This is a genomic window from Stanieria cyanosphaera PCC 7437 (genome assembly GCF_000317575.1).
Taxonomy (GTDB): Bacteria; Cyanobacteriota; Cyanobacteriia; order Cyanobacteriales; family Xenococcaceae; genus Stanieria; species Stanieria cyanosphaera.
Genome location: NC_019748.1, coordinates 2,542,542 through 2,557,500, shown reverse-complemented (window position 1 = coordinate 2,557,500; position 14,959 = coordinate 2,542,542). Strand labels below are relative to the sequence as shown.

8 protein-coding genes (1 of these 8 running past the window's edge) are annotated in these 14,959 nt (G+C 35.6%); 6 read left to right on the top strand and 2 right to left on the bottom strand.

Features of this window, described 5'->3' with window-relative positions; translation table 11 throughout:
- Nucleotides 1-929: the 3' portion of a PhoH family protein gene (locus STA7437_RS11055; protein WP_015193471.1), read on the top strand. Its footprint begins 397 nt before the window's first position; only the last 929 of its 1,326 coding nucleotides appear in the window; its start codon lies beyond the left edge, outside the window; the stop codon is at nt 927-929.
- Nucleotides 930-1,022: 93 nt separating this feature from the next.
- Here the strand turns inward: STA7437_RS11055 and carB are convergent, their stop codons facing one another.
- Complete coding sequence (gene carB / locus STA7437_RS11050; protein WP_015193470.1) at nt 1,023-4,283, bottom strand: carbamoyl-phosphate synthase large subunit; 3,261 nt, start codon at nt 4,281-4,283, stop codon at nt 1,023-1,025.
- Nucleotides 4,284-4,897: 614 nt separating this feature from the next.
- Between carB and STA7437_RS11045 the strand changes: the two genes are divergently transcribed.
- The 5 genes from STA7437_RS11045 (at nt 4,898) to STA7437_RS26875 (ending at nt 13,350) form a co-directional block, all read left to right on the top strand.
- Complete coding sequence (locus STA7437_RS11045; protein WP_015193468.1) at nt 4,898-5,233, top strand: hypothetical protein; 336 nt, start codon at nt 4,898-4,900, stop codon at nt 5,231-5,233.
- A 758-nt stretch (nt 5,234-5,991) separates the two neighbouring features.
- On the top strand, nt 5,992-7,179 hold the full coding sequence (locus STA7437_RS11040) for a restriction endonuclease-related protein (protein ID WP_041619329.1): 1,188 nt from the start codon (nt 5,992-5,994) through the stop codon (nt 7,177-7,179).
- Nucleotides 7,179-10,430, top strand: coding sequence for a pPIWI_RE_Z domain-containing protein (locus STA7437_RS11035; protein WP_015193466.1), 3,252 nt, complete (start codon nt 7,179-7,181; stop codon nt 10,428-10,430). The genes STA7437_RS11040 and STA7437_RS11035 overlap by 1 nt, the downstream gene beginning before the upstream one ends.
- 19 nt (nt 10,431-10,449) lie before the next feature.
- Nucleotides 10,450-11,943, top strand: a complete 1,494-nt coding sequence (locus tag STA7437_RS26880) for a pPIWI_RE module domain-containing protein (protein ID WP_216087039.1) — start codon at nt 10,450-10,452, stop codon at nt 11,941-11,943.
- A 33-nt stretch (nt 11,944-11,976) separates the two neighbouring features.
- Nucleotides 11,977-13,350, top strand: coding sequence for an RNaseH domain-containing protein (locus STA7437_RS26875; RefSeq protein WP_322785862.1), 1,374 nt, complete (start codon nt 11,977-11,979; stop codon nt 13,348-13,350).
- Between the two features lie 76 nt (nt 13,351-13,426).
- On the opposite strand, the gene gltD is transcribed toward STA7437_RS26875, so the two are convergent.
- A complete protein-coding gene (gltD, locus tag STA7437_RS11025) occupies nt 13,427-14,905 on the bottom strand; it encodes a glutamate synthase small subunit (protein ID WP_015193465.1) in 1,479 nt (492 codons plus the stop codon).
- Nucleotides 14,906-14,959 lie beyond the last annotated feature (54 nt).

The following is a 14,959-nucleotide window of genomic DNA, read 5'->3' as shown; positions in this document are numbered from 1 at the left end:
CTGATGCTTTGGGATTAGATGCTCAAGATTATCAAACTGATAAAGTAGATATTCAAGAACTTTATACTGGTGTTACCGAACTTATAGTGAGTTCAGAAGAAATTAACCAGTTTTTTCACAACGGGAAACTTGCCGTCACAAAAGAATTATTAGCTAATGAAGCTGTTACTTTAATTGATGCTGCTAATCCTTCTCATACAGCTTTAGGAATGATTAATGCAGCAGGAAAAGAAGTTTTACCTTTAATTAAATTATCAACATCAGGAGTTTCGAGAATTCATCCTCGCAACCGTGAACAAAAATTTGCTCTTGATTTGCTTTTAAAAGATTCAGTGCCTTTAGTTACTTTGGTGGGTAAAGCAGGGACAGGTAAGACTCTTCTTGCGATCGCAGCAGGATTACAAAAGGTCGCTGACGAAAAAGTATATAGTAGGTTGTTAATTTCTCGTCCGGTAGTACCGATGGGAAAAGATATTGGTTATTTACCAGGAGATATTAAGGAAAAACTAACTCCTTGGATGCAACCTCTTTATGATAATTTCGATCTGATTTTTGGAACTCAAGATTTATCTGATAAACCAAAACATTGGCGACGAGGATACGAAGATTTGATTGAATTGGGACTATTGCAAATCGAACCCTTAACTTATATTCGGGGTAGAACCATTCCTCAACAGTTTTTAATTATTGATGAAGCACAAAATCTTACTCCTCATGAAGTAAAGACAATTATTACCCGTGCTGGAGAAGGAACTAAAATAGTTTTAACAGGTGACCCTGATCAAATTGATAATCCTTATGTAGATGCAGCTAGTAATGGTTTAATTTATGTAGTAGAACGATTTAAACGAGAATCTTTAGCGGGTCATATTACGTTATCTAAAGGAGAACGTTCGAGTTTGGCAGAAAGAGCAGCAATTTTATTGTAATTTAGCTCTAATCATAAACTAGTACGAAGCAAAATAGACATAATTTGCGTAGAGGCAAACCAGCGTTTGCCCCTTATGATTAGAAGTTAATCGTTAGACATTAACAGAAATATAATCTTGCAAAGCCTTGACATTCAAAGTTTCAGAACGCAGAGAACGAATAGCAGCGACAGTAGCTTTTGCCCCAGCAACCGTAGTAATAATTGGTAATTTATAATCTAGTGCCATACGACGAATTAATCTGGCATCGGTTTGGGATTCTTCTCCTGTAGGAGTATTAATAATTAACTGAATTTGCTTATTTTTAATCCAGTCAATTACATGGGGACGACCTTCATGGACTTTTAAAACCAACTCAACCTCTTTAATTCCGTTTTCTTGCAGAATTTGACGAGTTCCAGAAGTAGCTACAATTTTGAAGCCTAGATCGAGGAAATCTTGAACTACCGGAACAGCAGCTTGTTTATCGCGATCGCTCATGGAAATAAAAACTGTTCCTTGTAAGGCTAAATCAACTCCTGCTGCAAGTTCTGCTTTGGCAAAGGCTTTACCAAAATCGCTATCGATGCCCATAACTTCCCCTGTCGAACGCATTTCTGGCCCTAAAAGGGTATCACTCCCAGGGAATTTGTTAAAGGGTAAAACAGCTTCTTTAACGGCAACGTACTCTGGAACAACATCTTTTGTTACACCCAGAGATGCTAGAGTTTCTCCTGACATAATCAAAGAGGCTAATTTGGCTAAAGGAACCCCTGTCGCTTTGGAAACATAGGGAACAGTACGAGAAGCACGAGGATTGGCTTCGATGATATAAACTTGTTCTCCTTGTACTGCATACTGAATATTCATTAAACCAATTACTTTTAAAGCTTGTGCTAACTGAATTGTCCAGGTACGGATTGTTTCTACCGCAGTCGAGGAGAGAGAATTATAAGGAATGGAACAAGCAGAGTCGCCTGAGTGGATACCAGCTTGTTCGATGTGTTCCATAATTCCACCGATAATTACTTTACCCGTAGCATCACAAAGGGCATCAACATCAACTTCGATCGCGTTTTCTAAGAATTTATCAATTAAAATCGGATGATCTGGTTCTACCTGTACGGCATATTTCATGTAGCGTTCTAATTCACTGTCGGAATAAACAATTTCCATTGCCCTACCTCCTAGAACATAGGAAGGGCGAACCACCACAGGATAACCGATCCTCCGCGCTGCTGAAAGTGATTCTTGATAGCTTCTTGCTGTACCATTGGGTGGTTGTTTGATATCCAATTCTCGAAGAATTTTTTCAAATTTTTCTCGATCTTCAGCCGTATCAATTGAATCAGGTGATGTACCCCAGATTTTGGTTGCTTTGCCTGGTTTGTCTGCTAATGACTGTAAATAGTTTTTTAGTGGTACTGCCAATTTTAAGGGTGTTTGTCCACCAAATTGAATAATAATTCCTTCGGGATGTTCAGCTTCGATGATATTTAAAACATCTTCTTTGGTTAAAGGTTCAAAATACAAGCGATCGCTTGTATCATAGTCAGTCGAAACAGTTTCGGGGTTGGAGTTAACCATGATGGTTTCAAATCCAGCCTTGGAGAGAGAAAAGGCAGCATGACAACAACAGTAGTCAAATTCTATTCCCTGTCCAATTCGATTAGGTCCACCACCTAAAATCATTACCTTACGTTTATCTGATGGAGTAATTTCTGATTCTCCTTCTTCGTAAGTAGAATAGTAATAAGGAGTAAAAGCTTCAAATTCGGCTGCACAAGTATCTACTAATTTATAAACAGGAATAATCCCCAACTTCTTGCGATAATCCCTAACTTCATCCTCTGTAGTTTTAGTGGCAAAAGCAATCTGGCGATCGCTAAAGCCTTGTTGTTTGACCGACCGCATTTGTTGTGCGGTGATTTGTTCCAACGAAGTACACTTAAGAAACTTTTCTGTCTCAACTAATTCCTGCATTTTATCCAGAAACCACAAATCGATCGCGGTTAATTCGTGAATTTCTTCTGGAGTCATGCCAATTCTCAAAGCGTGATAGACGCTAAAAATTCTTTCGGGATTAGGAGTACGTAGATGAGAACGAACTTGAGGAATTGAAGGAAGAGTTTCTTGTCGGTCACAACCAAAGCCATAACGATCAGTTTCGAGGGAACGTAGTGCTTTTTGAAAAGATTCGCAAAATGTCCGTCCGATTGCCATTGCTTCACCGACAGACTTCATTTGAGTAGTTAAAATTGGTTCTGTGCCAGGAAACTTTTCAAACGCAAAGCGAGGAATTTTAGTAACGACATAATCAATAGTGGGTTCAAAGGAAGCGGGTGTTTTTTGAGTAATATCGTTAGGAATCTCATCAAGAGTATAACCAACAGCCAACTTAGCAGCAAATTTTGCGATCGCGAATCCCGTAGCTTTAGAAGCTAAGGCGGAAGAACGAGAAACACGGGGATTCATTTCAATGACAATTACGTCCCCATTTACAGGATTGACTGCAAACTGAATATTAGAACCACCAGTTTCCACCCCAATTTCCCGAATAATTGCTTTAGAATAATCCCTTAATCTTTGATATTCTTTATCAGTTAGAGTTTGGGCTGGTGCAACGGTAATCGAGTCGCCAGTATGTACCCCCATCGGGTCAATATTTTCAATTGAACAGATAATCACCACGTTATCTGCTAAATCTCGCATTACTTCTAACTCATATTCCTTCCAACCCAAAAGAGACTTTTCTACCAGGATTTGAGAAACAGGAGAAGCATCAATACCGAATTGAGCCATTTCCTCGTATTCTTCCTGATTATAGGCAATACCACCGCCAGTCCCACCTAAAGTAAAAGCAGGACGAATAATTAAAGGATAACTACCAATTTCTAGGGCAATTTGTTTAGCTTCATTAATATTGTTGGCAATACCTGAAGGACAGACAGGTACACCAATTTTTGCCATCGCTTCTTTAAATAAAAGACGGTCTTCCGCTTTCTCAATTGCAGGAAGCTTTGCACCAATTAATTCTACATTGTATTGATCTAATACCCCATTTTTGGCTAAAGCTACTGCCACATTCAGAGCAGTTTGTCCTCCCATAGTTGGCAGTAAAGCATCGGGTCTTTCTTTAGCAATAACCTTTTCAACCATTTCAGGTGTTAAAGGTTCAATATAAGTACGATTAGCCATTTCTGGATCGGTCATAATTGAAGCGGGATTAGAATTGACTAAAACAACTTCGTACCCTTCTTCTCGGAGTGCTTTACACGCTTGCGTACCAGAATAATCAAATTCACAAGCTTGTCCAATCACAATTGGACCTGAACCAAGGAGTAAGATTTTGTGTAGATCGTCTCGGCGAGGCATAAATATGTTCTCTGGCTAACAAAATATATAACTAGCCTAATTATTGTATAGTCACTTATCCCAATTCCTAATATATGTTTTATATTGGTTTAATGACAAAGTGCGATCGTACTTTAAATTTATTTAGCACTAAATTAAAATCTTCTTTAAAAGATGCCTACTTCATTTTCCAAATTGTTAATAGTTATTTGTTTGTCTTTTTTGTCTTAATTAAAACTGGTAATTTTGAGCGTAAAAAGAGTAACCCTTAATAATAATAAAAACATATTTTTAATTGTTTGATGTTTTTACCATTAATTTAAACAGTTAAAAATTAATTATTAACAATATTGCTGCGAGTCTGTTGTACGCCTCCTGATTACTTTTTCAGAAAGTAGAATTGGTAGGGTTAGTTTTTCAAGAGCATCATTAATAGCGATCGCTATCTGGCAAATACCTGACTAATATAGCAAGGAAACTATAGTGCGCGGATAGGGAATAGGGAAGAGGAAAGTTCTAATCTTTCTTTGTAATGCTACATAACTGAAATTTACTCTGCATAAAAAAATGATTACCGACATATCTAATAAATGAAAGCAAAAATCAAATTAAACAAATTTTAGAGGTCTAGAACAATGAAAAAAGCGGTACTAATCATCTCTACTCTCGCTTTAACTCTCTCTCCTGTAGCTGCCTTTGCCCAACAAGCACAAAGTAATGTTCAAGCTGGTTCTAATACTGCTGTAACTCATGGCATTGGTAATGTTACTAATCAAGCTGTCTCAAATGATTTAACTCAAACTCAATTAGGTTTGGATGGTTACAGTATCGATCCTCAAATCCAAAATTCAGTACAAGCTGGACAAAACCAAAGTGCTACTTTCGGTATCGGCAACGTGACTAATCAAGGTGTTTACAATAGTGCTGACCAATTCCAAACTGATATTAATGTTCCTGTTTATCCTTATTAGTCTAACTAAATTAATTTTTATCACTTAAAATAAGGGGTAAAAATTTACCCCCATACAATTTAGAAAATTTACTACTTGAATCGAGGTCGATTAAAAGTTTTAATAGATTTATCTAGACCTCAAATTACATGACCTTAACTAAATTGTTTCGTTACAAGCAAAGTTAGGGTCATTTATTTTTTGTGAGTTAATTACTAAAAATTTTCTTAAGGTAAATCCGTACTGCCCATCAAATAGCGATCTGCTTCGCAGGCGCACAAGCGGGACGCATTCTCGGGCAACACCACGACCTTCGTTAAATGCCCACACTACTAGACTCTTTACAGATGTCTAATATGAGCTAGGTTGATTCGGTATAGATTACTTCGTAAAGCGACATTTGAGACTCATTGTTGAAAAGCGATCGCATCAACATAAATAGTCGATTTTTGCGACTTTAGAAGATTATTGCTACTTTTTAAGATGCCTGTCATGCGCTTTGTTCAAAAAACTTTTGATACGTTACTCCATTAAGAACATCTTCCTAATAACGTGGCATGATATATGCACACTGATAACCAGCAGTTTCATTGATTAACACGGGATTTTTTAGTTTTTATGAGAATTTTTCTCAGATTTTTTAATCCAAGACAATAAAAAAATATCTAGGCAAATCTAGACAAAAAAGTTATATTTTAAAAAGCGTTGAGGAAAAAATCATTTCTGAGTTTGTCAGTCCTAGAGAAGCAGCACAGCGTCTTGGGGTTAGCGTCGATACTTTGCGACGTTGGGAGAAAGCTGGAAAAATTACTGCAATTAGAACTCCAGCAGGACATAGAAGGTATGACATTAACTTAGTAGACAGACAAAACAGTTCAAATTCTCGGGAGAAATATTTAGTGAATGAAGAAACAATACAAAAAATAGCCAAGGGAATATGTCAATATCACCAAAATTTAACCAAACAAAAATTATCTCAATATCCAGCAAATTTACAGTTGGCTGTAGATAAATTAGTTGTGAATTGTTTGTTGGCAACAATACCACCTTTACAAGGCGTTCCAGATTTTTTCAATCGTTGGGCGCAACGTGCTTTACAAGATTGGGATTTAGATATTAATTGTCCTGAAGATTGGCATAGTAAATCTTTAATAGAAGAGCAAAGACCAAGTAATTTTTGTGTTGAAACCGCAGAAGATTATTTAGAAGAATATGGTAATTTTCAAAGAAAGGTAGTAGAAACGCTTAGATTAAAATCTTTTCGTGATCGCAATTTATATACTAAGTTTCGGCAATACATAATCGAGAATCCTGTAATTACCAAAAGCGAACTTGATACAACTGCTGTTATTGATTTTCCATCATTAAAAGAATTGATGCAAGATTGTTACGAACCCGCACCAGAATCTTATAAAAAAGATGGCAAGTTTTATTGTTGTGGTCATTGTGGCGGTTTAATGTATTTGAAAAGTAACGGCGATCTGCAATGTGAGAATCGTCACTGTTTGCAATATAAGAAAAGACTGATTCCTTTTGATGCCGACAATAGCGATTCAGTTATGTGGTTAAAGCAAGATTTGCGGTATTTTATGCACCGCCCTGGTAAACCAGAAGTTAGGTTATTTAATAAGTTAAAAAAATTAGATTTAAAAGAGGTAATTCTTTTTCCTAATCTCGATACTTACGATCTTCATTTAGTTTTTCCTGACGATACATTTTGGGCAGTCGATCTTAAGTTTTGGGAGTCTGCATATAATTTAGCAAAAAAAGTTGATAAGCCTATTCCTCGTTGGAAAGAACAGCCTTATAAAGAATGTTTTTTTGTATTTCCCGACGAAATCAAGCATTACGGAAACGAATATATACAAGAATTTAGAAGTTACTGTACTGTTCCTCTCAAAAAATCTCAGGTCATGTTTGAGGGAGCATTTATGCAGAAAGTAAAAATAAAATTGAGTAAAAAATAATGAGAGATATTGCAGTATGGCGCGAACCTCTGACAGATAATTTGGAGGTTAAGTTATTAGATATAGAATTAGGACTCTATTTGTTAAAAGTGCTTCTTCCTAATACAACTGCTAGAAGTTTGTGGGTTTTATTAACTGGATACAATCATTCATTTCCCGAAAGTCAAAACTGGACAGAAGAACAAATAAAAATGTTAGCTATTGCTCGTCATTTGCTAGCGAAATATTGTTCGCCTAAACTGTGGTCAGATGCTTTAGATGAATATCTAGAATATCCAGAAGAAACTAGAGGCTATGAAATAGTAGAATCGGGTAATTTTGCAAGAAGAACTAATATTACAGTTGCTAATAATCGCTTTGAAATTTACGAAAAAACTTTAAATACAGTAGTAGCACTATCACAAAGAAAAGAAGTTCCTTGGGCAACAGAAGGACAATATAAATGTGAAGTAGAAAAGCGAATGGATACTATAAATATTACTTCAAATTTAGTTAGATTTCCTCTTCCTCCCAGTCATAATTTACAAGGTAGATCTCAAAGAAAAATTTTAGCAATCCCCTGGAGTGATTTACATTCTACAGCAGAATGGATGGACAAACAGTTAACAGCAAAAGGATTAAATCCGATTTGGGTAAGCTGTTTTGACAGGATGAAATTAGAAGTATTTAATGATGATGAAAAACTTGTAGAAGCAGATTATCTCAAATTAGATCACATCAGACATTTAGGCGGTATTCCTTCGGCTGGTAAATCCGTGTTGATGAAAGTTTTAACAGTATATGCTTATCGCAAAGGCTTAAAAGTTACTTTAATTGTGGCAGATGTCTTGCAAATATTTGATCTGATTAAAACTTTTACAGAAATCAATATTAACGATGTTGCACCAATTTTAGGTAATTCTAATAAAGCAAGTCATTTAAGTAGATTACATAAGGCTGTTTATAATGCTAACCCCAACGAACCTTATAATCAAAATCATCCAGGGTTTAAATATCTTAGCAACACCTGTTTGCTGACTCCTTATATCACTCCGAGATTAGAAAAAGTTTTTGAAATTGGTGAACAACCTTGTTTTAATTTAGAACCAATAGAACCAGATGAAGGTGAAGAGTTTGCTCGTAATAAATACTGTCCCGCTTATGGTGTTTGTCCTTCTCATCAAAAAGAAAGAGACTTAGTTGAAGCTTCAATTTGGATTGCTACTCCAGGAAGTTTAATTTATTCTAAAGTGCCTCGAACTATTAACCGAGAAAATATTAGTTATTTTGAACTAATGGCAAGGCGTAGCGATTTAGTAATTATTGATGAAGTTGATCAGCACCAAGCTTATTTAGATATTGCATTTAGCCCCAATCAAACTTTACGTCGTCCTGCTAGAGATGCTTGGATAGATCAACTGCATGACTTAGTTGAAACTAAATTAAAATATACTCAATCTAAGTTATTACACAAAGATTTTATTTCTGATTGGTGGGATGCTTTACAAGAAGCTCGTCAAATAGCTGATACTATCTATGGTTTATTAACAGAAGAAAATAGGATTAATTTAGGTAAATGGCGTAGCTATAAAAAATATTTTACTGATTGGTTACTATTAAATGAAGTAGCGACATTACTAACAGTAAACGATAAACAAAATCAGCAACCAGAAGAAATAAACAACCGCCAATGGCTGATGCAAAATGTTTTTCAGCCTTATATTAACAGTAAGCTAGAACCAACTATAGAAGCTGAAGAATTAGATCGAAAAGATAAACAACTATTATTACAGTTAACCCTGATAGCCAATAAAAAGAAGAAAAAGTTAGCTATTAGACAGTGGATAAACCAAGCAGCAACTATTCAATTATCAAAAGAGGAAAAAAATAAACTTGTAGCAACACTAGAGTTTACTTTACTTGTCTGCACTCTACAAAGAAATCTCTATTTAGTTACTAGCAGATGGCAATTTGTTAGAGGCGAACTCAACTTAAATATCTCGGATTCGATGTGGTTTGAATCTCCACCATTAGACTTTAATCCATTTATTCCCACTATGCCGATGGGCAATCAATTAGCATTTCAATATCTTAAATCCTATAACGAACCATTAGGAAGTTTGCAAGTATTTCGTTGTACTGGGGTAGGACGTTGGCTATTTACTAATTTTCCGAATTTATTTCAAGGAGATAATTTTAAAAGTCCTCATTTATTAATGATGTCAGGGACAAGTTGGGCTGATGATTCTGCTGCTTTTCATGTTGATGTTCCTGTATCGGGAATAATAGCACCAAAAGAAGAAAAAGAAATAGTTATTGATTCGGAATTTTTACCTTTTTATGATGAACAACAAAAACCTATATCTGTTTCAGGTATGGGAGATAAGAAAGAATATAATTTGAAAAAAATTGTCGGGAAATTAATTGAAGAAAATTATATAAAAGAAAAATTACAAGAATTAAACGGTAGAAAAATTTTACTACTTACAAGTAGTTATCAACAAACAGATTTAGTTTACGGACATCTAGAAGATTTAGGATGGGGCGATCGCGCTATTCCTTTATCTCCCGACGATAATACTCCTAATGAATGGGAAAGTAATAAAGACAAATCATTACAACGGGGACAATCAAAAGAATTTGCTACGGGCAAAGAAGAAATATTAATTGCACCATTAAAATCTATAGAAAGGGGACATAACATTGTTAATATTGACGGCAAAGCAGCAATAGGTGCAGCATATTTTTTAGTTTTACCCCATCCTAGTCCAGACGATCTTTATTATGCTATTCATTCTATTAATCGTTGGGCGATCGATAATTATAAAAATGCTAGTGGCAAAACTTTAGAAGAATTAGGTAATAACTTTCGCAGAGATGCTTATGAACAATGGTTACATTGGTTGCAGCTTTCTATTAGATTGAGAACTTTACCTCAAGACGAAAAACATAATGACAGAAATGCTGTTTACTGGGATATTATTGTCTGTCTGTGGCAAGTAATTGGTCGTTTAATTAGGGGTAATGCTAACGCAGAAGTATTTTGGTGCGATGCAAAATTTGCTCCTCATACGGCTAATAACGATAGTCAATCTGATACCGAAGCAAGTAGCACATTAGTAGGAATTGCTAACTTATTACATCCTTATTTTCAAGACAATTCAGATATTCCGCAGCAAGAAAAGTTAATCGTTCAGCGTTTATATAAGCCTTTTTATAAAGCTATTGTTCAAACCAAAGGTGTATCGGGTTTACCAACAGTAAATTTTTAGTTTTTAAGGAATAATTTTTATGGTTTATCAAACAATCTCTGGTGTTGCTTTGAGATTAAAAGCTAACTTGCAACCCCAGACTTATTACGGACTACAAATTAAAGACTCAGAAGAAGCAATACAGTATCTCAAATTATTAACTGCACATCGCAACAAGCAATCTGTAGATGAAACAAGTATTCCTGTTAAATCTCTCTATCAAGCATTAAGATTAATTCCTGGTTTAATTCATATTGAAGATTTTCAGCAAGAGTTTTTAGCTTATAGTCCACAAACTATAAATTCAAGATATATTTCAGCAATTATTAACTACTGGATTGAATTAGAATTTCCCGACAAACCAACAAATAAAAAGAAGCAAGGTATTACTGCCGATGAAAGAGAAGAAGCGAAAAGCTTTTTTTCTGAAGATAATTTAATCTGGTCACCAAAAACTGTATTGTATAGTAGTAACTTTAATACTCATTCCAATGGTACGGCAAATCTAATTAATGATGATTTTATTCTGTTGTCTTATATCATAGCTGCGGAATTAACTAAGCCAGAGAATACTTTTACAATAGATGGTCAACCATTAAAATTTTATCGTACTACTTCATCTCGATTTCAACCCATAGAATTAATATCTTGGAATCCGATTAGGGCGACAATAGAAGAAACAATTTATTACTACTCAATAGTCCTAACAATAAAAGTCAAAACTGTACCCCATCAATCCTATCCAGAGATACATATCAAACCTAGCATTAGAAGATGGTTAAGTTTTCCTAATTCTAAGCTATCTCATAGCCATTCCAGTAATGCTTATATATTGGCAGAGTTACAATGGGGTAAAGAAGTTAACCCTAATAATTTCAGTAAATGCTTTGTCTCCTATCCAATAAAAAAGTATAAGCAAACAGTTAACAAAAAAATTCAATGGATACCTGACTGGGAAAATAAAAATAGAATAACTCAACTCTTAACAGAATTAAATTTGCTATCCACCACTCCACAAGAAATATTATCTAATCCAGTCAATTATTTCCAAAATAATTCTAATGATAAAAATTGTGTTGGAGTAGTTTTTAAAGAAGGAATGACACCACAGCATCAGGTGGGAAAAGGATTACCAAGTCTGAATGTTCAAAATTTATTTGCACAAATAAACAAAATTAATTTTGTTAAAAACCATTTTGAGACAATATCATATCAACGTGAAAATTGTAGCTATAGCGGACAATCAAAACAATATTTCGATTTAGCTAAACCTAAGAGGAGTTTTGATGAACCGATAGTTAAACAAAAAGCAGAAACAGAAAAGGAATTTGAAAATAGAAAGAAAAGATTTATTGAGACACAAGAAACTGAATTAAGAAAATGCAAGCGTAAAAAAAGAGAATCAGAAACAGAATATCAACTAAGAAAACAACAATTAATTGAAAAGCAACAAGAAGAATTAAAAAAACTAAAGCTAAAGCCAGAAGAAACGGATGAGGAATTTGGAATAAAACTTGATAATTTTAAAGTATAACAACAACAATGGCAATCAGCATTAAGAACTGCTATTGTCAATTCTGGTATTAATCATTTAACTTTTTGGCTGTGGTATATCAAAGAATATAACTTAACAGATCGCCTCAAAGCTATTCAATATTGTTTGGGAATTCAACAACTTGAAGAAAGTAGTTATGATTTTCCTGAAGGCTTAACTATTAATATTAAAACTCAAGAGATGAGAGGAATTGCACAAGAATTAAATTTATCTCTCGACAAAAAGCCAAATAATCCGACAATCATTGAAGCTACTAATCAAAGAATTACCGAAATCGAAGAGATAGTTCAATCTAATACAGATAATATTTCCGAACTGACAGCAGTATGGATCGAACTTTATGGTCAGGAAATCTATAAATTTACCCCAAAAACTAAAAAATATTCTCCTTGGCGCGATCCTAAAAATGCAATTAAATTAGGGTTTGCTAAGTTGGGTTTTGTCAGCAAGTTTATTACTCCAGAAAGAAAAAGCTATAAACATAAAGCTATTACTAGCTTGATGGATTTGTTACGACAGTTAGGAGTAAGAATTGCACCTTCTAATCTAAAACTAAGTAATTTAGATAGCGATACTCCGATTAATGAAGTAGCACTATGGTTAGTAAATAAAACAGGTGAAACTACAATCAATAATCAATCCTTAATTTTGCCAGTGATCGTTAAGATGAGTTCAAATTCACAACAAATAGAAGCAATTTTTCCTGGCAGTCAATGGATGTCTTATCGTGAAGCACTAACTAAAATTGATGAGGCGGAAGGCTGGAAAAACGATTCTACTGGTAAATGTAGAGTCCGAAACTTTATTAAGGATACCCTCAAAACCAAAGAGCTAAGAAATAAACCAACAATACTTTATTGTAAAGCAGAGAATATTCGTCAAGCTTGGTCTTGGTTACAAGATACACAAATATCTAACCAAGGATTATCTTTTGGCGAAAGAAACGAGCCGTTTTTTGAAGAATTTAAAGATTTAAGAGTAATACGATTGCGAAATAGCGAAACACCAGAATGGTTTGCTGTAGACGCAGAAAAAATATCAGGATTTGTCACGGGTTTATTTAAAAAAGAAAAAAGCGATCGCGTATTTTATAGCTTGGGAAGTAAAAGCGCACAAATGAGCGGACAAAACTCGGATTCAAAAATTAAAAATCCAGAAAAAAGTTGGGGACATCCATTGCTTGTAGAAATAACTATTGCTTACCATCAACCAGAAGATAATCTCACAGAATTAGCTGCAATCGCTCACGAATCGAGAAAAGAGATTTTACAATATGCAGATTGTTTGGAAGTACCAAGAGTTTTACATTATGCCAAACAAATAAATGAATATGTTTTGATGTTGAATGAAGCTCAAGATGAAGACGAAGATGAAGGAAAGCAATAAGGCGATCGCTTCTTTAATTTGGCGATCGCCTTATTGCTTTCAAAGTTTTCTAAAAAGATAAATTAACTGATGTTATTTACGGTAAATCTGTACTGCCCATCAAATAGCGATCGCATTCTCGGGCAACACCACGACCTTCGTTAAATGCCCACACTACTAGACTCTGTCCGCGACGACAATCCCCTGCTGCAAAGACACCAGGAATATTAGTAGTATATTTGTCATAATCTGCTTTGATATTACTTCGAGGATCTTTGTCAAGTCCTAAAGCTTCTAGTAGAGGTTGTTCCGGCCCGAGAAAACCCATTGCTAATAGAACTAATTGAGCAGGTAAAATTTGTTCTGTACCAGGAACGGGTTGAGGAATAAAGCGACCATTAGTATCTTTTTCCCACTGTACTTGTACAGTATGAACGGCTTTGACTTGTCCTTGTTCGTCTCCTTCAAACTTGGTTGCAGTAGTTAAATAGCCTCTAGGATCGCTCCCAAATTGAGCAGCAGCTTCTTCCTGTCCATAATCGAGACGGTAAATTTTGGGCCACTCGGGCCAAGGATTATTAGAAGCGCGTTCTTGGGGCGGTTGGGGCATGATTTCTAGTTGTACTAAACTGCGACAACCGTGACGAACTGATGTACCAACACAGTCTGTACCTGTGTCACCGCCACCAATAATAACTACATCTTTACCAGCAGCAGAAATACTAGTGTCTTTGCCTTCTAAGAGTGCTTGAGTATTAGCAGTAAGGAAGTCCATGGCAAAATAAATGCCTTTTAAAGAACGACCTTCAATGGGTAAATCTCTTGGTTTGGTTGCACCTGTACACAGTACTACCGAATCAAACTCTTTGAGTAATTGTTGTGCGGGTAAATCCTTACCAATCTCAGTATTGCAGATAAATTTAATCCCTTCGGCTTCCAAAAGTTGAATCCGACGCATGACAATTTCTTGCTTATCCAACTTCATGTTGGGAATGCCATACATCAACAGACCCCCAGGACGATCCGCCCGTTCAAAAACCGTTACCCAATGACCTGCCTTATTAAGTTGGGCAGCAGCGCAAAGTCCAGCCGGACCTGAACCGACTACAGTAACTTTTTTACCCGTACGTTTTTGTGGTGGTTCGGGATTAACCCAACCTGATTCCCAACCTTTTTCAATAATTGAATATTCAATATTTTTAATAGTTACTGGGGGGTTGTGAATACCTAGAACACAAGAACCTTCACAGGGTGCAGGACATACCCTGCCTGTAAATTCTGGAAAATTATTGGTTTTGTGCAAGCGGTCTAGTGCTTCACGCCAAAGTCCGCGATAAATGAGATCGTTCCATTCTGGAATCAAGTTATTAATTGGACATCCACTCGCCATCCCACTAATAGTGATGCCAGTATGACAAAAAGGCGTACCACAATCCATACATCTAGCAGCCTGAGTTTTGAGGTTTGCCTCGGGCATAGGCAGATGAAATTCATCCCAGTTCCGAATGCGATCGCGTGGTGCTAGTTCCGAGGGTTCTTCGCGGAGATATTCAATAAAGCCTGTTGGTTTTCCCATATTTACAAAACGATGAATGATGAAGAAAAAAATTATTAATTTAGCTCGCTGAGT